At 69.2% G+C, this 20290-nt stretch carries 19 protein-coding genes; 5 read left to right on the plus strand and 14 right to left on the minus strand.

Annotation, left to right across the window (positions count from 1 at the left end):
- Positions 1-10: 10 nt before the first annotated feature.
- The 10 genes from ACFPUZ_RS01635 to ACFPUZ_RS01680 all read right to left on the minus strand — a co-directional run bounded on the left by ACFPUZ_RS01635 (position 11) and on the right by ACFPUZ_RS01680 (position 10024).
- The gene (locus tag ACFPUZ_RS01635; protein WP_376999230.1) at positions 11-1498 is read right to left on the minus strand and encodes a UDP-N-acetylmuramoyl-tripeptide--D-alanyl-D-alanine ligase; all 1488 of its coding nucleotides are present in this window, start codon (positions 1496-1498) and stop codon (positions 11-13) included.
- A complete protein-coding gene (locus ACFPUZ_RS01640; protein ID WP_376999232.1) occupies positions 1495-2991 on the minus strand; it encodes a UDP-N-acetylmuramoyl-L-alanyl-D-glutamate--2,6-diaminopimelate ligase in 1497 nt (498 codons plus the stop codon). Before ACFPUZ_RS01640 ends, ACFPUZ_RS01635 begins: the two co-directional genes overlap by 4 nt.
- A 25-nt stretch (positions 2992-3016) precedes the next feature.
- Positions 3017-4876, minus strand: a complete 1860-nt coding sequence (locus ACFPUZ_RS01645; RefSeq protein WP_376999234.1) for a peptidoglycan D,D-transpeptidase FtsI family protein — start codon at positions 4874-4876, stop codon at positions 3017-3019.
- 136 nt (positions 4877-5012) lie between these two features.
- On the minus strand, positions 5013-5765 hold the full coding sequence (ftsL, locus tag ACFPUZ_RS01650) for a cell division protein FtsL (RefSeq protein ID WP_376999236.1): 753 nt from the start codon (positions 5763-5765) through the stop codon (positions 5013-5015).
- Complete coding sequence (gene rsmH, locus ACFPUZ_RS01655; protein ID WP_376999238.1) at positions 5762-6781, minus strand: 16S rRNA (cytosine(1402)-N(4))-methyltransferase RsmH; 1020 nt, start codon at positions 6779-6781, stop codon at positions 5762-5764. The genes ftsL and rsmH overlap by 4 nt, the downstream gene beginning before the upstream one ends.
- A gap of 167 nt (positions 6782-6948) precedes the next feature.
- Complete coding sequence (gene mraZ / locus ACFPUZ_RS01660; protein ID WP_303357401.1) at positions 6949-7383, minus strand: division/cell wall cluster transcriptional repressor MraZ; 435 nt, start codon at positions 7381-7383, stop codon at positions 6949-6951.
- A gap of 555 nt (positions 7384-7938) precedes the next feature.
- Positions 7939-8268, minus strand: a complete 330-nt coding sequence (locus ACFPUZ_RS01665) for a hypothetical protein (protein ID WP_376999241.1) — start codon at positions 8266-8268, stop codon at positions 7939-7941.
- A gap of 346 nt (positions 8269-8614) precedes the next feature.
- On the minus strand, positions 8615-8947 hold the full coding sequence (locus ACFPUZ_RS01670; RefSeq protein WP_376999243.1) for a hypothetical protein: 333 nt from the start codon (positions 8945-8947) through the stop codon (positions 8615-8617).
- 150 nt (positions 8948-9097) lie between these two features.
- Positions 9098-9493 (minus strand): DUF3040 domain-containing protein, encoded by a 396-nt coding sequence (locus tag ACFPUZ_RS01675; protein ID WP_376999245.1) that lies wholly within the window; start codon positions 9491-9493, stop codon positions 9098-9100.
- 99 nt (positions 9494-9592) lie between these two features.
- A complete protein-coding gene (locus tag ACFPUZ_RS01680) occupies positions 9593-10024 on the minus strand; it encodes an SAV_6107 family HEPN domain-containing protein (RefSeq protein WP_376999247.1) in 432 nt (143 codons plus the stop codon).
- A 182-nt stretch (positions 10025-10206) separates the two neighbouring features.
- Here ACFPUZ_RS01680 and ACFPUZ_RS01685 point away from each other — a divergent pair, with 182 nt between their 5' ends.
- From ACFPUZ_RS01685 to ACFPUZ_RS01695, 3 genes are read left to right on the plus strand one after another with little or no spacing between them, the layout of a single operon-like run.
- Entirely contained in the window at positions 10207-10803 is a 597-nt protein-coding gene (locus ACFPUZ_RS01685) for a GNAT family N-acetyltransferase (RefSeq protein ID WP_376999249.1), read from the plus strand.
- 58 nt (positions 10804-10861) lie between these two features.
- Positions 10862-11959 (plus strand): polyprenyl synthetase family protein, encoded by a 1098-nt coding sequence (locus ACFPUZ_RS01690; protein WP_376999251.1) that lies wholly within the window; start codon positions 10862-10864, stop codon positions 11957-11959.
- Positions 11959-13485, plus strand: a complete 1527-nt coding sequence (locus ACFPUZ_RS01695) for an alpha-(1->6)-mannopyranosyltransferase A (RefSeq protein WP_376999253.1) — start codon at positions 11959-11961, stop codon at positions 13483-13485. The genes ACFPUZ_RS01690 and ACFPUZ_RS01695 overlap by 1 nt, the downstream gene beginning before the upstream one ends.
- On the opposite strand, the gene ACFPUZ_RS01700 is transcribed toward ACFPUZ_RS01695, so the two are convergent.
- On the minus strand, positions 13388-13759 hold the full coding sequence (locus tag ACFPUZ_RS01700) for an Rv2175c family DNA-binding protein (protein WP_376999255.1): 372 nt from the start codon (positions 13757-13759) through the stop codon (positions 13388-13390). The genes ACFPUZ_RS01695 and ACFPUZ_RS01700 overlap by 98 nt on opposite strands.
- A gap of 55 nt (positions 13760-13814) precedes the next feature.
- Here ACFPUZ_RS01700 and pknB point away from each other — a divergent pair, with 55 nt between their 5' ends.
- Positions 13815-15932, plus strand: a complete 2118-nt coding sequence (gene pknB, locus ACFPUZ_RS01705) for a Stk1 family PASTA domain-containing Ser/Thr kinase (protein ID WP_376999257.1) — start codon at positions 13815-13817, stop codon at positions 15930-15932.
- A 58-nt stretch (positions 15933-15990) separates the two neighbouring features.
- Here the strand turns inward: pknB and ACFPUZ_RS01710 are convergent, their stop codons facing one another.
- Both ACFPUZ_RS01710 and ACFPUZ_RS01715 read right to left on the minus strand, forming a co-directional pair.
- Complete coding sequence (locus ACFPUZ_RS01710) at positions 15991-17379, minus strand: class II 3-deoxy-7-phosphoheptulonate synthase (RefSeq protein WP_376999259.1); 1389 nt, start codon at positions 17377-17379, stop codon at positions 15991-15993.
- A gap of 56 nt (positions 17380-17435) precedes the next feature.
- Entirely contained in the window at positions 17436-17948 is a 513-nt protein-coding gene (locus ACFPUZ_RS01715; protein WP_376999261.1) for a polyadenylate-specific 3'-exoribonuclease AS, read from the minus strand.
- A 45-nt stretch (positions 17949-17993) separates the two neighbouring features.
- Between ACFPUZ_RS01715 and ACFPUZ_RS01720 the strand changes: the two genes are divergently transcribed.
- The gene (locus ACFPUZ_RS01720) at positions 17994-19178 is read left to right on the plus strand and encodes a glycosyltransferase 87 family protein (protein WP_376999263.1); all 1185 of its coding nucleotides are present in this window, start codon (positions 17994-17996) and stop codon (positions 19176-19178) included.
- Here ACFPUZ_RS01720 and ACFPUZ_RS01725 read toward each other — a convergent pair.
- The gene (locus ACFPUZ_RS01725; protein WP_376999265.1) at positions 19106-20224 is read right to left on the minus strand and encodes an acyltransferase family protein; all 1119 of its coding nucleotides are present in this window, start codon (positions 20222-20224) and stop codon (positions 19106-19108) included. The two genes, ACFPUZ_RS01720 and ACFPUZ_RS01725, sit on opposite strands and share 73 nt — an antisense overlap.
- Positions 20225-20290: the final 66 nt, after the last annotated feature.

The following is a 20290-nucleotide window of genomic DNA, read 5'->3' on the forward strand; positions in this document are numbered from 1 at the left end:
CGTTGCGCCCCTATTGACCCTTCTCGATGAGTTTCTCGGCCACCCGCCACAGCCCCCATGCGTTGGAGGCCTTGACCAGCACGACATCCCCGGGATTCCCGGGGCCCGTGTGCTCGATCGGGCGGGTTCGCAGCACGGCGTCGACGAGCTGGGTGGCCTCGTCGACGTCGCGAGCGATCTCAGTAGTTATACCCCGATTCCGGGCCTCGGTGGCCATGGCGCGACTGTTGGGGTTGTCCCCCACCGCGATGAGATGGCCGACCCGGTAGCGGTCGAGCTGCTCGCCGAGGAGGCGGTGGGACTCCTCCGCGTCCGCGCCCAACTCACCCATCTCGCCGAGCACCGCGATGGCGCGGGCGTGCGGACGGGCCGCGGCGGTGTAGGCCAGGGCTGCGATCCCGGCGCTCATGGAGTCCGGGTTGGCGTTGTAGGCGTCGTTGATCACGGTCACGCCGTCGGCGCGGGTCTGCACGTCCATGCGGTGGGCGGAGGCACTGGTGTGCGCCGCCAGCCCGGCGGCGACCTCGGCCAGGCTCAGCCCGGCCTCGAGTCCGACGGCGGCGGCGGCCAGGGCGTTGGAGACCTGGTGCTCGCCGAAGACCTGCAGGCGCACCGGGGCGGAGTCCGCGCCGGCACGCAGCGTGAAGCTGGCGCGGGCGACGTCGTCGAGGCGCACGTCCTCCGCCCACACGTCGGCGCGCTGCTGCGCGGAGTAGGTGACCACGCGGGCGCGGGTGCGCGGCGCCATGGCCGCGACGAAGGGGTCGTCGGCGTTGAGGATGGCCACGCCGTCCGCGGGCAGCGCCTCGACGAGCTCGCCCTTCGCCTGGGCGATGTTCTCCCGGGAGCCGAACTCCCCGAGGTGGGCGGAACCGACGTTGAGCACCACGCCGATGTGCGGCGGGACGGATTCCGCCAGGTGGGCGATGTGGCCGATGCCGCGGGCGGACATCTCGGCGACGAGGAAGCGGGTGTCCGCGTCGCACCGCAGCGCCGTGTAGGGGTGGCCGATCTCGTTATTGAAGGAGCCGGGCGGGGCCACGGTCTCCCCCGCGCGGCGCAGCACGGAGGCGACGAGGTCCTTGGTGGAGGTCTTGCCGGCGGAGCCCGTGATGCCGACGACGGTGAGATCCGACAGGCGCGTGACCACCCCGTGTGCCAAGGCGGCCAGTGCCTCGACGACCGCTCGCGCGGAACCGTCGGTGTCGTGGGCGTAGATGTCGGCGTTGGAGTCGCTGCGGCCGCGCGGCGTCACTACGACCGCGGGCACCCCGACCGGGCGGGCCGCCAGGACCGCGACGGCCCCGGCGGCGGTGGCGGTCTCGGCGAAATCGTGGCCGTCGACACGCGCTCCCGGCAGGGCGAGGAAGAGCCCTCCCGGGGCGACCTTGCGGGAGTCGAACTCGACGAAACCGGTCACCCGGGCGCTCGGATCGGCGCCCCCGGCGAGCTCGCCGCCGGTGATCTCGGCGATCTCGGCGAGAGTGAGAGGGATCATGACATCTTCTCCTTCAGAGCGCGGCGGACTTCCTCGCGGTCGTCGAAATGGTGGTTGACGCCGGCGATGAGCTGGCCGACCTCGTGTCCCTTGCCGGCGACGACGATCGCGTCCCCGGGTCGTGCCCACTCGATGAGGGCGTCGATGGCGGCGGCGCGGTCCCCGATCTCCCGGATCTCCGCTTGCGTCCCGGCCTCCTCGGCCCCGGCGAGGACGGCGGCGCGGATGCTGGCCGGTTCCTCGCTGCGCGGGTTGTCGTCGGTGATGATGACGAGGTCCGCGCGGCGTGCCGCCTCCGCGCCCATGAGGGGGCGCTTGGTGGCGTCGCGGTCGCCGCCGGCACCGACGGCCACGCCGAGGCGTCCCGTGATCTGCCCGCGCAGGGTGTCCAGCACGGCGGCGACGGCGGCGGGCTTGTGGGCGTAGTCGACGACGGCGAGGAAGTCCTGGCCTGCGTCGATACGCTCCATCCGGCCCGGGACGGCGACGGCGGAGAAACCGGAGGTGAAGGCGCGGGGATCGACGCCCACCGCATAGGCCATGGCCGTGGCCAGGGCGGCGTTGGCGATGTTGAAGTCACCCGGCAGCGGCAGCTCGGCCTCGAGCAGTCCGCTGGGCAGGTGCATGACGATGAGCTGCGCGCCGCTGGGCCGCATCTCGGCCAGGGCGGCGCTGACGTCAGCCTGCGCGCCCCGGGTGGCGACGGTGAGCGGAGCGGCCGCCCGCGCGGCCATCCGCTGCCCCCACTCGTCGTCTATGCAGATGACGGAGTGCGCGGCCGCCAGCGGGGAGGCGGGGTCGAAGAACCGGGCCTTGGCCTCGAAGTACTCCTCCATGGTCGGGTGGAAGTCGAGGTGGTCCTGGGAGAGGTTGGTGAAGCCGGCGACGTCGAAACGCGTCCCCGTCACCCGCCCCAGCTCGAGGGCGTGGGAGGAGACCTCCATGACGACGTGGGTGACGCCCTCGTCGAGCATCTCCGCGAACAGCGCCTGGAGGGTGGTGGCCTCCGGGGTGGTCAGGGAGGTGGGGACGGGGCGGCCGTCGATACGCGTGCCTGTGGTGCCGATGAGCCCGACCTTGTGCCCGGCGGCCATGAGCCCCTGCTCGAGGAGGTAGCTGGTGGTGGTCTTGCCGGAGGTGCCGGTCACGCCGAGGAGCGTGAGCTGTTCGGAGGGATGGCCGTGGATCTCGGCGGCGACGAGGCCGAGGATGGCGCGGACGTCCTCGACGACGATGACGGGGCGGGTCTCCTGCTGCTGCGTGAGGATGCCGTGTCCGGCGCGGTCGGTGAGGATCGCGACGGCCGGGGTGTCGGCGGCGAACTCCGCGCCGTGGCGGCGCGTGCCGGGCAGCGCGGCGAACAGGGCCTCGGTGTCGGCCAGCCGGGCGGAATCGAGCTCGAGGGAGCTGATGGCGGGATCGACCCCGGCGGCGGCGACCAGCTCTCCCCCGGCGATCCGGGCGAGATGCGACAGTGCGTGCGTGGTGTGCAAGGCGGTGCTCCTCCTTGGGGTCAGGTTATTGGGCGTGGAGGATGAGAAGGTCCTCCATGGGCGGTGACGTGGGGATGTTGTCGCGGTTGAGCAGCCACGAGGCGATGTCCCGGAAGAGCGGGGCCGCGGACTGGCCGCCGCCTCCGCCCTGCTCGACACCGGACCGCGGCTGATCGACCATGACGGCCACGACGAAACGAGGATCGTCCGCCGGGGCGATGCCGGCGAAGGTGATCCAGTAGTCACTGTTGGAGTACGCGCCGGTGTTGGGATCCACCTTCTGCGCGGTACCAGTCTTACCGGAGGTCTGGTATCCCGGCACGGCGCCGTTGAAACCGGTGCCGGACTGCACTCCGCCCGGATCGTCCTGCATGACGGAACGGAACATGGAGACGACCGTCTCCGCGGTCTGCGGGCTGACGACCTGGGTGCGCTTCGGCTCCGGGGAGTCCGTCACCTTGCCGTCGGGGCCGGTGACCGACGCGATGATGCGCGGCTCGATGCGCAGGCCGTCGTTGGCCAGCGACTGGTAAATGCTGGCCATCTGGAGCGTGGTGAAGGACATGCCCTGCCCGATGGGCAGGTTGGCGAAGGTGCCGCCCGACCACTGCTCGCGGGCAGGTAGGAGGCCGGCGGACTCGTTCGGCAGCTCGATCCCGGTGGGGCGGCCGATGCCGAAGCGGTCGAGGTAGTCGGCGTAGGCGTCCTCGCCGAGGCGGTCGGCCAACATGAGCGTGCCGACGTTCGAGGACTTACCGAAGATGCCGGTCGTGGTGTACGGGACCACGCCGTGCTCCCAGGCATCCGCGACCGTGACCCCGGCCATGTGGATGGAGCCCGGCACCTCGTGCACCTCGTCCGGGGTGGTCAGCCCCTCCTCGATGGTGGCGGCCGCGGTGATGACCTTGGCCACGGAACCCGGCTCGAAGGGGTGCGAGATGGTCTGGTTCTCGAAGTCCTTGCCCGCCGCCAGCTGGCGGTCGATGTTGCCGTTCGGGTCGATGGTGTCGGTGTTGGCCATCGCCAGGACCTGGCCCGTGGCCACGTCGAGGACGACGGCCTCCGCTGAGCGGGCCTGCGAATTGGCCTTCGCCTGCTCGAGCAGCTGCTGGACGTAGGTCTGCAGGTCGAGGTCGAGGGTGAGTTCCACGGCGGAACCGTCGACGGGGGGCACCACATCGCGCAGCGTGCCCGGGATGACCTGGCCGTCGGTGGAGACATCCTCCGTGGAACGGCCGTTGATGCCGGAGAGGATGGCGTCGCTCGAGGCCTCGAGACCGAACTGGCCCTGGCCGTCCATGGAGACCTTGCCGATGACGTTCTCCCCGATCGCCCCGTTGGGGTACTGCCGGATATCCTGGTGGTCGGCGGCGACCCCGTGGAAGGTGGAGGCGATCTCCGCGGCGACATCCGGGTCCACGTTGCGCACGAGCACCTCATAGGAGGTCTCGGCCTGCAGCTTCTCCAGGATGTCCTGGGCCTTGACCTCCCCGGTGATGGCACCGGAGTCCTCGATCATGCGGGGGATCTCCTCCGACATGGTCACCAGGATGTCCTCGACGCGCCCGTCCAGCTGGGCATCGATGTCTGCGCGCGCCATGCCGTCGATACGCATCGCCAGGTCCTGCTGCTGGGCCAGCTCGCGGCGCAGCAGCTGCGGGGAGACCGTGAGGCTGCGGGCCTGCATGGTGTAGGCCAGCTGGTTGCCCCGCTTGTCCGTGACCTCGCCGCGGCGGGCCGGGTCAACGTAGATCCGGGCGCGCTGCTCCTGCGCGCGGGCGGCCAGGTCAGGCCCCCACACGACCTGCAGCCAGGCCAGACGGCCGACGAGGAGGACGGCGATGACGAGGAAGAGCCCGAGCACCAGCTGCATGCGGCGCACCATGAGGGTCTTCTGATCACGCTGGGGCGGACGGGGACGGCTCACCCGGGCGTCGGAGTAGGTGCGCGATGAGGAACGGCGTCCCGCGTCACGTCGCACGCCTCCGGGTCCGGGTCGTGTCACTGGCCGTCCTCACCTGCTAGTTGTCTGTGGATTCTGAAACTGTCTCGGGCTCCGGGACGTTGGGGGCGTAGGGCAGCACGCCCGGTTCGGCGGCCGGGGCCACCGGGTCCGGGAGGATATCATCCGGCGACCGGAGCTGGCGCCCCTGCGGCACCGCCTCCAGGTTGTCACCGAGCTCACTGATCGCGCGCGGATCACTCGATGCCTGCCCCGGACGGACCGGGGCACCGTTGACGTCAATGATAGGACGCGTCGCCGGATCCGCTGGGCGCTGCTCCACGATGTCGCCGTTTTCCTGCACCGCGAGGATACCCGGCTGCGCCGGGGACACCATCCCCAGCTCACCCGCCCGCCGGGCGATCTCCGCCGAGGAACGGACGTTCTCCAGGTCGCGGTTGAGGGTCTCCAGCTGGTTCGATAGCTGCTTGTCCTGCGACTGCAGCAGCTGCATCTGGAAGGTCTGCTGGGTAGCCAGACCGGCCAGCCACATGGCCACGGCCACACCGACGACGGCGAACACCATGGACACGGTGACGAGCTTCGCCAGCAGCGAGGTCTTCTTCAGCTCCGCGACGCGACGCCCCCGCACCGAGACGACCTGGCGGGAGCCGAGGCGATTCGGCACCGGGCGGCGCCGCTGCGGCAGCGGCGCCTGTGCGGGCGGGGCGGGCGGGGCGTAGGAGCGCGTCCGCTGCTCCCGGTCGAGCAGGGCGGTGGACGTGAAGTCGCGGCTGGCACCCATACGGCGTTCCTTGTTGGTCGGGGTCACGGGCGTTCTCCAAACGGGTCAGGGAGCTTCTCGACGGCGCGGACCCGCACCGGGGCCGCCCGGGGGTTTTCTTCGATCTCGGCCTCGGTGGCCTTCTCCGCCCCCCGGGTGATGGTGGCGAAACGGGGCGCGGTACCCGGCAGGTCCATGGGCAGACCCGGCGGGGTGCGGGAGGCGGTCATCTCCGCGAATGCGGTCTTGACGATCCGGTCCTCCAGCGACTGGTAGCTCATGAACACGGCGCGCCCACCGACGGCGAGGAGATCGGTGATGACGGGCAGCACCTTCTCCAACGCCTCCAGCTCGGCGTTGACCTCCACGCGCAGGGCCTGGAAGGTCCGCTTCGCGGGGTGTCCGCCGGTGCGTCGGGTGGCGGCCGGAATGGTGGCGTAGAGCAGCTCCACCAGGCGGGCGGAGCTGCTGAAGGGCTCCTTCTCCCGCTCGCGCAGGACCGCCGAGGCGATCTTCCCGGCGAAACGCTCGTCGCCGTAGGTCTTGAGAATGCGGGCCAGCTCACCGTGGCTGTAGGTGTTGAGCACATCCGCGGCCGTCCGCCCCGAGGTGGGGTCCATCCGCATGTCCAGGGGGGCGTCGGTGCGGTAGGCGAAACCGCGCTCCACCTGGTCCAGCTGCATGGAGGAGACTCCGAGATCGAAGAGGGCGCCAGCGACGCCGTGCTCACGCGCCAGGTCGAAGATCTCCCCCTCGCCGGTGGCGATGGCCTCGCCGATCCCGTCGAAACGGGTCTGCACCCCGACGAAACGCTCCCCGAAGGGGGCCAGCCGTCGGCGGGCATCGGCCAGAGAGGCGGGATCACGATCGACGCCGATGACCCGGGCCTCCGGGAACACCCGCAGGAAATGCTCGGTGTGCCCACCGGCCCCGAGGGTGCCGTCGACGATGACCGCCGCGGCGCCCTGCGCCAGGACGCCCGGCGCCAGCAGGTCAGCCATCCGGTCCCGGAGCACGGGGACGTGGCCGTGGTTGTCGGTGATGTCGAAGCTCATGTCACTCATGACGCCGCCCCCTTCCTGGTCAACGTGTGGCTGTGGTCAGGTCCGGGTGGCGGGGCACGTACAGGGCCCTGCCCGATGTGTTCATCTGATGTCGGGGAAGTACACCAGAGCATCACCTCGGGCAGAGTCCGTACACGTACCCCGCCCCACCCTTGAGACCGTCAAGGTCAGAGCAGTCCTCCGAGGACGTCTTCTGCATCGGCCGCCGAGAAAGCGGCCTCTGTCTCCTGCTGATACGCGGCCCAGGATTCGGCATCCCAGATCTCGAGAAAATCCACCGATCCGATGACCACACACTCCTTGGTCAGGCCCGCATAGTCACGGTGCCCAGCTGAGAGGGTGATGCGACCGCTCCCGTCGGGACGCTGTTCATCCGCACTGGCAGCCAGATTTCGGATGAACGCACGCGCCTGAGGATTGGTTCGAGACACCGCCGCGGCCTTCCGGACGCGCTCAGCGAACTCCTCCCGGGGATAGACCGCAAGACTGTGATCCTGCCCCTTCGTCACCATCAACCCGCCGGCCAGTTCGTCACGGAACTTCGCCGGCAGTGTCAGTCGACCCTTGTCATCGAGCTTGGGAGTGTAGGTACCGAGAAACATCCCGGGGCCACCTTCCTTGTCTCGACGCCACGGATCCTGTCAGACCTGATTCAATTCTCACGATGGATCTCTCCACCGCTGCGCCCCACAATACCCCACTTTCCCCCACCCACAACCCCCATACGCCCCACACATTTCTCTGGTCGCGACATCTACGCAGGTAAGCGAAGAAAACTCCGGTGGGGCGCCCGCCCGTCACGGCGCGTCATGTCCACACTTCTGCACGCGGCCGGCGAGCACGCTGGCCGCTGAACGATGTCATTGCTGGGCCATGGAGCGATCCGGTGGGAGAAAGTGGGGAGAACCAGGCGGCCGTTCGGATTCACCAGCACGATGCGCTAGTGTCTGTGTGGTGCGGATGTTGGTGTCCGCACACGCTGACGGGTTCAACCGTTCCAGCCCTGTGGTGGGGCCGGATACTGGTCCGTTGGTTTCTTAGGTTGGTGAAGCACCCCCGCCTGGCCGTGGTTGGCCAGGAACAACGGGGGTGCTTCCTTATTTGCGGCATGACAAAACCCCCAACACCAATCAAGGTGTTGGGGGTTTCAGGCTGGGTTAGAAGTTCGTGCCCGCGAGCTGATTACGAGCCCGACGACGAGCAAGTCGCTCTTCCACTTCCTTCTCGCGTTCCAGGGAACGGCGAGAAATTGCTGCGATAATCCTGTTCACGCGGTCAACATGCTCGGGGTTGTCGCCGTCAAGCATGAACCACTCTCCGGGCCGGTCATATCGAACACGGTCTTGGAAAGCCGCGCTCGGCACCCAACGTGCCGGGGTTCCATCCATTTCAGACGGGCCACGAAACAGTTCCATGGTACGCCCATCCTCATGGTCACGCACAATGGAGCCGTTACCCCGCTTCGTTGCTGTCGAGTAGTACTTCATCGCGGTCTCCTCCCAGGAGCTTTTAGTCCAACCTACCCGCCGGGCGCCATCGTAAGCTCGTCGTTAAGCAACGCCGCCGATAAATCACCACAGCCCGCCGCTCACGACTGGGCGACGGGCTGGAACGTGAAGACCGGCAAACGCTCCTCAAAGCGGCGGCGGGAATTCTCCACCATGCGGCCGGTCTTGAGGGAGGGTCGCTCGGACAATCTGTGCCGGACTTGCGCGGAGCATCCACACCCCGGCCCCAAACATCAGTTGGCCGGGAACAACGTGGGTGCTTCCTTTCTGGCATGAGAAAACCCCCAGCACCCTTGGTTCGATCTTGGAGGACCAGGCTGTGAGGCTAGAAGCTCGTACCCGAAAGTTGATCACGGGCCTCGCGGCGAGCAAGTCGCTCGGCCACTTCCTTCTCGCGTTCCAGGGAGCGGCGGGAAATTGCTTCGAGGAGGACTTCAACCCGTGCAGCGTACTTAGGGTTGTCCCCGTCGTACACGTACCACTCCCCTGGTCGGTCAGAAATAACACGGTTCTCGTAAGCCTCATTCGGAACCCACCGGGCCGGAGTGTTCTTCTTCACGGACGGACCACGAAACAATTCCATCGTCCGCCCATCCTCATGGTCACGCACAATGTAGCCACGCCCGTCGTCCCATGCGGTCGAGAAGTACTTCATCATGGCCCCCTTCCAGCGGCTTTTAATCCAACCTACCCGACAGTCACCATTCCAAGCTCGCCCTTTAGCAACGCCAACTACGGATCATCACGCCGAAGAATCACCACAGCCCGCCACCCACAACGGGGCGACGGGCTGAAAGTTGAAGGCCGGCTAACGCTCCTCGAAGCGGCGGCGGAAGTTTTCCTCCATGCGGCTGGTCCGGGAGGAGGGGTCACTCGGGCGGTCGGCGCCGGGCTTGCGCGGAGCGCGCGGTGCGCCCGCTCCCCCGCCACCGCGGAGCATCCACACCCCGGCACCGAACATCACCAGGAAGCCGACGATGCTGAGGGCGATGAACCACAGACTCTGCTGCGCCAGGGCGACACCACCTACGAGGAGGAGCAGTCCGACCACAACCAGGGCAATCCCGCGGAGCGTGAGGCCGGGCGCGCCGGACCCGCCGAAACCGTGGTCGCCGACCACGGACGCCCCGAACTTGGGGTCGTCAGCAAGGAGAGATTGCTCAATCTCCCGGAGCATCCTCTGCTCCTTCTCTGAAAGCGACACTGTTCCTCCCGGATATCGCTGGGGTTGTACCTGTCTACTGACTTAACGCCCAGACTATCGGGATTGTTCCCGCGAACGCCAACCCCGCCGCACGCTGCACTAAGCAGCCGCCGGGAGCCACCCCGCCTCCTCCTCGACTTCCGCGAGGAAACGTGCGGCCAGGTCCATCACCCGGTCGACCACGGAGGCCTCCACCGAACGCTCCAGGCCCGAGGAGACCCGGGAACGCAGACGGGAGTACTGCGCGAACTCGGTGGCCCACCGGGCCCCGTTGTCGTCGACAAGCCGCAGCTGTTCCCACGCGCTCGTCGGGCGACGACGGCGCGCCGCAACCGGCGAGGCGGAGATGCGGGCCCCGGCGGTCCGCAGCGCCGCCTGGAAGGCCGCCTCGAGAGCCAGGTCCACATCCCCGGCCGCCCGGTAGTCCACAGCCTGCGCCAGCAGCGCCCGCGCCTTGAGAATGAAGTCGGCCCGGCGGGTACCCGCTGCCGCACCCGCGAACCTCGTCGTTGCTGAAATGATCTGTGCCACCGGAACCAACTCCTTTCTCTTAACCTCGCTCCGTCTGCGATGCCCTCACCCTAGAAGCAACCTCGAACACCACACCCCAATCATAGAACAACCATTCGAACACGTCAATGGTCTCGCACGTCAAGACCCACTTTTCCCGCGGTCTCGCCCACACGGCGCACGAATTCTGGTTCAGTGGTGGTGTGACCATGGAGATCCGCCGCTTGTCCGGACCTGAATTCGCCGTCCTGGCCCCGCAGCTCGTCGACCTCTACCTCGAGGCGATGAGCTATGACCCGAGCATCCGCTCCGGCCGCATCGCGGTATGGCGCCAGGAGATCATGCAGCCCGGCTTCACCGCGCTCGTGGCGCTGGACCAGGACACGGTCCTCGGCCTGGCCTATGGCTACCTCGGCGCGGCCGACATGTGGTGGGACCGCCAGGTGCGGCGAGGTATCCGCGAGGCAGGCGGCCCCGACACCCGCCAGCTGCTGCTCATGCGCGACTATTTCGAGGTGGCGGAGATCCACGTCGACCCGGCCCAGCAGGGCCGGGGCATCGGCCGTCTCCTGCTCTCCCAGCTGCTCTGGCTGGTCCCGGCCGGGCACGCCATGCTCTCGACACCGGAGGTCGAGGGGGAGGCGAACAACGCCTTCGCCCTCTACCGCTCGATGGGTTTCCGCGATGAACTGCGTGATTTCCACTTCGACGGCGACGCCCGCCCCTTCGCAGTCCTCTCCGTTCCTTTGCCGCTGCCGGGAATGGTGGAGAAGCCTGCCGTGGTGACTCACCCGGGTTAGGCCTCTGGGTATCGTTGTTAGTCGTACACACACCGTCCGACTGCAAGGATCCCCCGCGTTGACCACCCAGGACATTCAGGCGCCGACCCTCGACCAGATCCCCGCCGCGGCCCGCGAGGAACTCGCCCGCTTCTTCGACGCCCGCCGGGACCAGGTCGCCGCCATCGGCGCCCCGGTCACCCGGGCGGTCTCCCACCTGGAGTCCTTCGTCCTGGACGGCGGGAAGCGCATTCGCCCGCTCTACGCCTGGGCCGGTTTCGTCGGCGGCGGCGGGTTGGAGACCGACGAGGACCCGACGGCCATGCTCCGCGCGGCCGCCGCCCTCGAATTCATCCAGGGCTGCGCCCTCATCCACGACGACATCATCGACGCCTCCGACACCCGCCGGGGCAACCCGACCGTGCACCGGGCCGTCGAGGCCGTCCACCGGGAGAGTTCCTGGACGGGCGATCCCGCCCACTTCGGCGAATCCGTGGCCATCCTCGTCGGCGATCTGGCTCTGGTGTGGGCCGAGGACATGCTGCTCGATTCGGGCCTGTCCGTGGCGGCGCTACAGCGGGCGCGGGAGCCGTGGCGGGCGATGCGCACCGAGGTCATCGGCGGCCAGCTGCTCGACATCACTCTGGAGGCCACCGCCGACGAGGACGTTGCATTGGCGGACTCGGTCAACCGTTTCAAGACCGCCGCCTACACCATCGAACGCCCTCTCCACCTGGGCGCCGCCATCGCGGGCGCGGACCAGCAGACCATCGACGCCTTCCGTGGTTACGGCCGCGACATCGGCATCGCCTTCCAGTTGCGTGACGACGAGCTCGGGGTCTACGGCGACCCGGCGGTCACCGGCAAACCCGCCGGCGATGACCTGCGGGAAGGCAAGCGCACCGTCCTTCTGGCCACCGCCCTGCAGCGCGCCGACGAACGCGATCCCGCCGCGGCGGCCGAGCTGCGCCGCGGCATCGGCGCGACCTCGGATCCCGCCGCCATCGCCCGGCTGGCCGAGATCATCACGGAGACCGGCGCGGTCGCGGCCCTCGAGGAGCGCATCGCCGCCCTCACCGCCTCCGGGCTCGAACACCTCGCCGCCGCCGGCACCTCCCCCGAGGTCACGGCGACGCTCACCGACCTCGCGCACCGCGCCACGGCCCGCCGACGCTGATGATCCTCCGTCTCCCTTCCGCGCTGCCCCTCGGGCTCATCGGTTCCCTGCTTCTGTTCCTCGGTTCCTTCGGCGGCGGCGCCACCCGCAACCGCGGGGGCATCCTCGAGGCGCTCCACCTGGATTTCCTCGCCTACGGGCGGGGGGCGGGGGTGTCCAACGTCGTGTTCTGGGCGGGCGTCGCCTTCCTCCTCGCCGGCTGGATCATCCTCGGCCGTCGGCACGTGCTGCGGGGAACGGGGGGTGAGGGGGGCGTCGAGAAGCAGGTCCGCCAGACGATGTGGCTGTGGATCCTGCCGCTGCTCCCCGCGGCCCCGATGCTGTCGCGGGACGTCTACTCCTACCTCATGCAGGGCGCGATGATGCGCGACGGCTTCGACCCGTACACGCAGGGCGCGGCCGTCAACCCGGGCCCGTACCTGCTCGAGGTCTCGCATGACTGGCGCAACACCACCACGCCCTACGGTCCGCTGCACCTGTGGATCGGCGAGGGCGTGACGCGCCTGGTCGGGGACCACGTCACGGCCGGGGTGCTCGTCTACAAGGTCATTTCGGTCCTCGGATTCGCGGCCATCGCGTGGGCGGTGCCCCGCATCGCGCGTGCCCTCGGCGGCGACCCCGCCCTCGCCCTGTGGCTGGGCGTGGCCAACCCCGTGATGATCCTCCACATGATCGGCGGCATGCACAACGAGTCCGTCATGGTCGGGCTCGTCTCCCTCGGGCTGCTGGCCTGCCTGCACCAGCGCTTCCTGGCGGGCGTGGCGCTCATCGCGGTGGCGGTGTCCCTCAAGGCGACCGCCGCCATCGCCCTCCCCTTCGTCGTGTGGCTGGCCACGCTCCACTACGCGCGTCGCCTGCCGCGTGTCGTGGCTTTCCTGGTGACGGGGTTCGTGGGTCTCGTCGAGACGCTGGCCGTGGTCGCGGCGGTGACCTGGCTCTCCGGCTCCTCGTGGGGCTGGCTCTCGGAGATCTCCGGCAACTCCAAGGTGATCAACCCCCTGGCCCTGCCCTCCCTGCTGGCCAGCTGGGTGACGTGGGTGGTGCAGGTGGTCGACACGGGCTTCGAGTACAACACCGCGCTGGCGGTGCTGCGGAACATCTCGCTCGTGGCCATGCTCGCCGGGCTGGTCATCGTCTGGTGGCTGTTCCGGCAGAATGCCCGGCGCGCCCTCGCCGGCACGGCGCTGGCCTACCAGGTGGCGTTCGTGTTCAACTCCGTCACGCTGCCGTGGTACTACGCCTCGGTGATCACGCTGGTGGGGGCGGTCCGCCCGCCGGAGTGGGTGCTGCGGCTGGCGGTGGGGGCCTCCATCGTGGTCACCCTCGCCTTCACCGGCAGCGGCAACCACCAGCTCTACAACACGTGGTGGATGGCCGGTGTGTTCGTGCTGGCCTGGCTGCTCACCGACTGGGCCTTCGGCCGGGACTTCACAGGCCCATGGCCTGCGCCCGGCGCAGCACCTCCCGGGCCAGCTGACCGTGCAGGGCATCGACCGGACGCCCCGGCAGAGTCTCGTCCGCGGTGAACAGGTAGCGCAGGATCTCCTCGTCGGAGTAGCCGCCGTCGGCCATGAGCGTGAGCAGGCCGGGGACGAACTTGCCGGTCGTCGAGGACCCAGCGGCGAAGAGGGCCTCCGGGACATGCCGCTTGCCGTCGATGACGTGGGCGATGAGCTTCTTGGCCGCCAGCAGATCGTGCACGCGGGTGATCACCACGCCGAGCCGGTCGGCTGTCTCCGGCAGCGTGAGCATCGGTTCGTCGGCGAGCAGGGTCTCCAGGGGGGTGTCGTTGTCTTTCACGGCGTCCACTCTATCCGTTGGCGTGGGCACCCGGGTGTGGACCATACTGGTCCGCATGGCTCAACTGGCAGTGGGAGACCTCCTCGAGGATCGCTACCGCATCGATCACCCGATCGCCCGCGGCGGCATGTCCATGGTCTGGCGCTGCGTGGATCTCCGGCTCGGCCGGGCGGTCGCGGCGAAGGTGCTCGACGAGAAGTACATCGCCGACCCCGTCTTCCGGCAGCGTTTCCGCCGCGAGGCCCGCGCGATGGCGCAGCTCAACCACCCGAATCTGGTCAACGTCTACGACTTCGGCTCCGACGGTGACCACCTCTTCCTCATCATGGAGCTCATCACCGGCGGCACGCTGCGCGAGCTGCTCGCCGAGCGCGGGCCGATGCCCCCGCACGCGGCCGCCGCCGTGCTGCGCGCGCTGCTCACGGGCCTGTCCGTGGCGCACTCCGCCGGCCTGGTGCACCGGGACATCAAGCCCGACAATGTCCTCATCAACGGTGATCACCGCGTGAAGCTGGCGGATTTCGGCCTGGTCCGCGCCGCGGCGGCCACCACGTCCAGTTCGCAGATCGTGGGCACCGCCGCCTACCTCTCCCCCGAGCAGGTCGACGGCAGCGACATCACGCCCGCCTCCGACGTCTACTCCGCCGGCATCGTCCTCTTCGAGCTGCTCACCGGCACCACCCCCTTCGCCGGCGAGACGCCGCTGGACCACGCGTATCAACGCCTCACAGAGGACGTCCCCGCGCCCAGCGCCCGCATCTCCGGGGTCCCCCCGCTTATCGACGCCCTCGTGGCCACCGCCACCTCCCGCGACCCGGAGGACCGCTTCGCGGACGCCGCCGAGTTCCTCGCCGCCCTCGACGACGTGGCCGGCGAGCTCGCGCTGCCCGCCTTCACCGTGCCCGTCCCGCAGAACTCCGCCGCCACACGCGCCGCCGCCGTGCCGACGGACATCACCGACCTGGTCGGCCCCCCGACGATGGTCACCGAGTTCACCGACTCCCCCGTCACCGAAACCCGCGTCCACGAGGCCACTCCCCCGGTGCCCGCCCAGCTCCCGGAGGAACCCCCTGTCCCCGCGGAGCCGGAGCAGCGCCCGGTGAGCAACCGCTCGAAGGTGGGCCTGACGGTGTGGCTGCTGGTGATCGCTCTGCTCACCGCCGCCATCGCCGTCGGTGCCTGGTGGTTCGGCTCGGGGCGCTACGGGGAGATCCCGCAGGTCCTGGGCCTCGACCGCACCGCCGCGGTGAGCACGGTGGAGGAGGCCGGGTTCCGGGCGGTGACCGAGATCGTCTACCACGACGACGTCCCCGCCGATCTCAGCGCCGGCACCGAGCCCGCCGACGGGGAGAAGGTGGTGCGCGGCCAGGACGTCACCGTGCTTCTCTCCCAGGGCCGCCCCACGGTGCCCGATCCGGAGGGCCGGGACATCATCTCCTACCAGGCCGCCGCCGCGGAACGCACGCTCAAGGTGTCCACCGGGGATCCCGTGTGGTCCGCGGATGTCGCGGAGGGCCACGTCGCCGAGACCGACCCCGCCGTGGGCGAGGCCGTGAAGATCGGCTCGACCGTCACCGTCCACCTCTCCCGCGGGCCGGAGCCGGTGCAGGTCCCCGCCATCGTGGGCACGCCCCTGTCCGAGGCGGAGACCCGCCTGGCGGAGCTGGACCTCACCATCACCCGGGTGGAGCACCGCTTCGACCCGGACGTACCCACCGGGCAGGTGCTCGCCGTCTCCCCCGAGACCGGCACCACCCTCACCCGCGGCAGCGAGGTCTCCCTCGTGGTCAACAACGGTCTGACCGTTCCCGACGTCGAGGGCATGTCCGAGGCCGAGGCGACCGCCTCCCTCCAGGCCGCCGGATTCAGCGTCGACGATTCCCGCCGGGACCGTAACGCCGTGGGCGCCCGGCCGGACACCGTCGTGCGCACCAGCCCCGCCGCCGGGGAGATCGTCGACCCGGAGGAGGCGTCGATCACCCTCACCCTCGCCGGGCGCGTGACGGTCCCCGACGTCGTCGGCATGACCGGCGGGCAGGCCCGCGCCGCCCTCGAGGCCGCCGGCCTGAGCACCTCCGCCCGCGAGCGTGAGGACGCCCGCCCGGTCACCCGCCAGCGCCCCGAGGCCGGCACCGATGCCCGCCTCGACTCGACGGTCCGGCTCACCTTCTGACAACGCAGAGACGCCGCGCTCCCCGGGGAGGGAAGCGCGGCGTCGATAAGCAGACGACCTAGTTGCGGAGCATCTCCGCGACGAGGAAGGCCAGCTCGAGGGACTGCTGGGTGTTCAGGCGCGGGTCGCAGGCGGACTCGTAGCGGCCCGGCAGGTCGACATCGGTGATGTCCATGGCGCCGCCGAGGCACTCGGTGACGTCCTCACCGGTGAGCTCGATGTGGATGCCGCCCGGGTGGGTGCCCAGCTGACGGTGGACCTCGAAGAAGCCCTGGACCTCGTCGATGACCTTGTCGAAGTGACGGGTCTTGTAGCCGTTGGACGCGGTGAAGGTGTTGCCGTGCATCGGGTCGGACTGCCAGATGACCTTGTGGCCGGCTGCCTCGACGGCCTCGATGACCGGCGGCAGCGCGGTGCGCACCTTGTCGTGGCCCATGCGGGCGACCATGGTCAGGCGGCCCGGCTCGCGCTCCGGATCGAGCTTCGCGGCGTAGGCGACGGCCTCCTCCGGGGTGATCGACGGGCCGATCTTGATGCCGATCGGGTTGGCGATGAGCGCGGCGAAGTTGACGTGGAAGTCCTCGATGCCGCGGGTACGCTCGCCGATCCACAGCTGGTGCGCGGACAGGTCGTAGAGGCGGGTCTCGCCGTCCTCGTCCTCGTGCAGGCGCAGCATGGCGCGCTCGTAGTCGACGAGCAGTGCCTCATGCGAGCAGAAGATGTCGGAGGTGCGGAGGGAATCGTCGTGGACACCGCAGGCGTCCATGAAGCGCAGGCCGCGCTCGATCTCCTCGGCGAGGGCCTCGTAGCGGGCGCCGGCCGGGGAGTTGGCCACGAACTCCCGGTTCCACTCGTGGACGCGGTTGAGGTCCGCGGTCCCGGAGGACACGAGGGCGCGCACCAGGTTCATGGCGGCCGAGGAGTTAGCGTAGGCGCGGATCATGCGCGCCGGATCGTGGCGACGCGCCTCCGGGGTCGGCTCCACACCGTTGACGATGTCGCCGCGGTAGTTCGGCAGGCCGTTCTCATCCAGATCCTGGGAGCGCGGCTTGGCGTACTGGCCGGCGATGCGGGCCAGCTTCACCACCGGGGTGGAGGCGCCGTAGGTGAGCACGACGGCCATCTGCAGCAGGGTCTTGATGTTCGAGCGGATGTGGGGCTCGGTGTTGGACTCGAAGGTCTCGGCACAGTCACCGCCCTGCATGAGGAAGGCCTTGCCCAGCGCGACGTCGGCCAGCTGACGCTTCAGCTCGGTGACCTCGGGGGCGACCACGGTCGGCGGCACCGACTCGAGGATCTTGCGGACGGTCTCCGCCTGGTTCCGGTCCCAGCTGGGCTGCTGCTTGGCCTCGCGGGAAATTACGTCCTCGAACCGCTCCTGCAGGCCGGCGGGAAGCGGCGGCAGGTCGGGGAGAACCTCTTTAGGGATGTCAACAGTCCAACTCACACCCATATTCATAGCACGGGTGTCCAGTCATGTGCCCCCGTGCAGGTGTTTTCCGCCTAACGGAGCACCCGGTTCCCGCGCCCCAGGGGAAGAATCTCGGCGCAGAGGCGGAACTTCTCCAGGTTGTGGCGCGCATCCACCAGGGCGTCATGCGAGGCGTCCGGGGCCTTGGGCAGGTGGGGCCTGCCCGCCATCTCCCAGTACTGCTTGAGCTCGCGGGTGTAGCGCGGAATGACGCGGGGCAGCCCGGCCATGTCCCCCCACAGCTGGGCCAGAACCACGTGGTCATAGGCCCCCACCCAGGCCCACAGCTCCGGATCCCCGTCGCGTGCCGACGTCAGGAACGCCAGCACCTCCGCGCGGATCGTATCCAGGGAACGCCACACCGGCGCCCCGGGGTTGGGGAGCTTGTCCAGCACATTGTCGCGCACCCAGGCGTTCGCGCGGGAGGCGTCGAAGTCCGTGGAGACGGCGTAATACTCGCGCCCGTCCTCGGCGACGATGCCGATCGAGACCAGCTCGATGGTCCGGCCGTCCTCGATGAACTCGGTGTCGTAGAAGTAGCGCACCAGCCCAGCCTAACCTGCCCACCCCGGGCGATTACACTTCATGCGGTGATCACCGTTTCTCCCGCGCCCCGCTTCACCTCCCGCCGCGAGCGGGGGTGGGTGGTGCTCGCCGTGCTCGCCTCCATGGCGGCGCTGCTCCCCTGGCTTATCGACGCCGACCTCACCCTGCGCTACGCCATCGACATCGACGTCTACCGCGCGGGCGCCCGGGCCTTCCTCGAGGGGGACAACCTCTACACCCGGGGCTACGAGGTCGGCGGCATCACGCTGCCGTTCACCTATCCCCCGCTGGCCGCAATCCTCTTCATCCCCGTGGCCCTGCTCCCCTACGGCGTGGCACTGGTGGCCTGGACGTTCGCCTCGGCGGTGTTGCTGTGGTGGTGCCTGACCATCGTCCTGCGCCACGCCGTGCCCGGGCTGGCACCCGCCGATCACCGCGTCCTCGCCGCCTGGATCCTCCCCCTGGCGCTGCTGGCCGAGCCCGTCCGGGAGACCCTCGGATTTGGGCAGATCAACATCATCCTCATGGCCCTGGTCCTGGCCGACACCCTCACCCGCCGCCCCTGGCTGCCCCGCGGCGTGCTCATCGGCCTGGCCGCCGCCATCAAGCTCACCCCGGCGGTGTTCATCCTCGTCTTCCTCGTGCGTCGTCAATGGCGGCACGCGGCGGTGACCTTCTGCGCCGGCGTGGGCTTCACCCTCCTGGCGGCGCTGCTGAGCTGGCGAAACTCGCTGACCTATTGGTTAGAGACCCTCTCGGACACCGGCCGCATCGGCGGAGAGTCCTACGCCTCCAACCAGTCCCTCCGCGGGCTGCTCGCACGCCTGGCCGCCCCCGGCGAGCAGGCCGATTCCCGCCTCTGGCTGCTCCTGGTCCTGCTCGCCCTCGCGCTCGTCATCGTGGCGATGTGGCGGGCGCAGACCAAGCTGGCCACCGTCCTGCTGGCCTCCACCGTGGCGCTGCTGTGCTCTCCGGTGTCGTGGTCCCACCACTGGGTGTGGCTCGTGCCCATGGCGGTGACCCTGCTCGCCGGCGCGGGGCGCATCCTCGGGGTATTCGTGCTGGCCGCCGTCTTCTTCTCCCCGCACTGGCTGCTGCCGAACAACCACGGCCTCGAGCACGCGTGGCCTTGGTGGGCGCAGCTGGTGGGTAGCTCCTACCTGCTGGTGACGCTCGCGGTCGTCGGCGCGGCGGGTGTCGCGCCGCGGGTGCTCGCGGGGCGTCGATAAGCACGGCCCACCTGCGGGGGCATGACCGTCCACCGCAGGTACGGCACGCGGGTGACCAGCCACAGGGCCAGCGCGCCCAGGGCGGAGATGAGCAGGCCGAGGACCATCCACAGCGCCGTCTGGTGCAGGGCGGTCTCCGCGTCCCGGGAGATCGGCAGCTCCCAGGCGCGCATGTTGTACTGGTAGAGCACGGTGAGGGCGATGGGGTGGCCGAGATAGATGATCAGCGTGTGCCGCCCGAGGAAGGACAGGACGTCCACCACCACCGGAACACGGGAGAGCAGCACCGCGACGATGACCGCCATCGGCAGCATGAGCAGCTGCACCACCGCGTTGACGATGAGCCGCAGATCGACGAATCCGACCGTCTCCGCGAAGGGCAGCGGCCAGCCGAAAGACACGTCGGAGACGGTGTTCCACCAGGCCCACACGGCCGCCACGCTGAAGCCCACGGCGTAGAGAACCGTGCCGCGCGTGAGGTGACGCAGGGTCGTCGCCGACTCCGCGAAACGGCGGATGTGCAGGCGCAGGTGCGCGCCGAGCAGGAAGGCCGGCAGGTAGAGGACGGCCTTGCCGATCATGTGCTGCTCCGCGTGCAGCGGCAGGATGAGGATCGGGGCGAAACCGACGAGCACCCCCGCCCACCAGGGAAGCTTGCGGGTGAGCCACAGAATGATGTTGAAGATGACCAGTGCGTAGAGGAACCAGTACATGTTCCGCCCCTCGATGAGGTGCTCGACGTACTGGGACAGCTCCGGCATCGCCTTGCCGTCGTGGAGGTGCCACTCGCGGTACTTGAACCACAGCTCGATGGGCACCCAAACGAGATAGGGCACGAGGAAGAACCACAGGCGACGGAGGAAGAGTTCCCGGAATGTGAAACCGAACACCTTCGCCGAGAAGAGGCCACTCACCATGAAAAACAGCGGCATCCGCAGGGGGTCGAGGAAGCGGTTGAGGTGCGCCGCGGTGGTCTCCATACCCTCCGGCACGGCCAGGCTGACATGGAGGAGGACGACACCCACGATGGACAGTCCCTTGGCCACATCGGGCCAGCGTAGGCGGGTTGTCGGGGCAGTGATGCCGGGAGCTGACACGCGCCTCACCTCATC

This window comes from Corynebacterium nasicanis (assembly GCF_042658165.1).
Taxonomy (GTDB): Bacteria; Actinomycetota; Actinomycetes; order Mycobacteriales; family Mycobacteriaceae; genus Corynebacterium; species Corynebacterium nasicanis.

What these genes read in the sequence shown, in the direction of transcription:
- ACFPUZ_RS01635 (WP_376999230.1), bottom strand. Translation starts at nt 1,498, where the DNA reads ATGATCCCTCTCACTCTCGCCGAGATCGCCGAGATCACCGGCGGCGAG.
- ACFPUZ_RS01645 (WP_376999234.1), bottom strand. Translation starts at nt 4,876, where the DNA reads ATGGTGCGCCGCATGCAGCTGGTGCTCGGGCTCTTCCTCGTCATCGCC.
- rsmH (WP_376999238.1), bottom strand. Translation starts at nt 6,781, where the DNA reads ATGAGTGACATGAGCTTCGACATCACCGACAACCACGGCCACGTCCCC.
- mraZ (WP_303357401.1), bottom strand. Translation starts at nt 7,383, where the DNA reads ATGTTTCTCGGTACCTACACTCCCAAGCTCGATGACAAGGGTCGACTG.
- ACFPUZ_RS01665 (WP_376999241.1), bottom strand. Translation starts at nt 8,268, where the DNA reads ATGAAGTACTACTCGACAGCAACGAAGCGGGGTAACGGCTCCATTGTG.
- ACFPUZ_RS01670 (WP_376999243.1), bottom strand. Translation starts at nt 8,947, where the DNA reads ATGATGAAGTACTTCTCGACCGCATGGGACGACGGGCGTGGCTACATT.
- ACFPUZ_RS01695 (WP_376999253.1), top strand. Translation starts at nt 11,959, where the DNA reads ATGATCCTCCGTCTCCCTTCCGCGCTGCCCCTCGGGCTCATCGGTTCC.
- pknB (WP_376999257.1), top strand. Translation starts at nt 13,815, where the DNA reads ATGGCTCAACTGGCAGTGGGAGACCTCCTCGAGGATCGCTACCGCATC.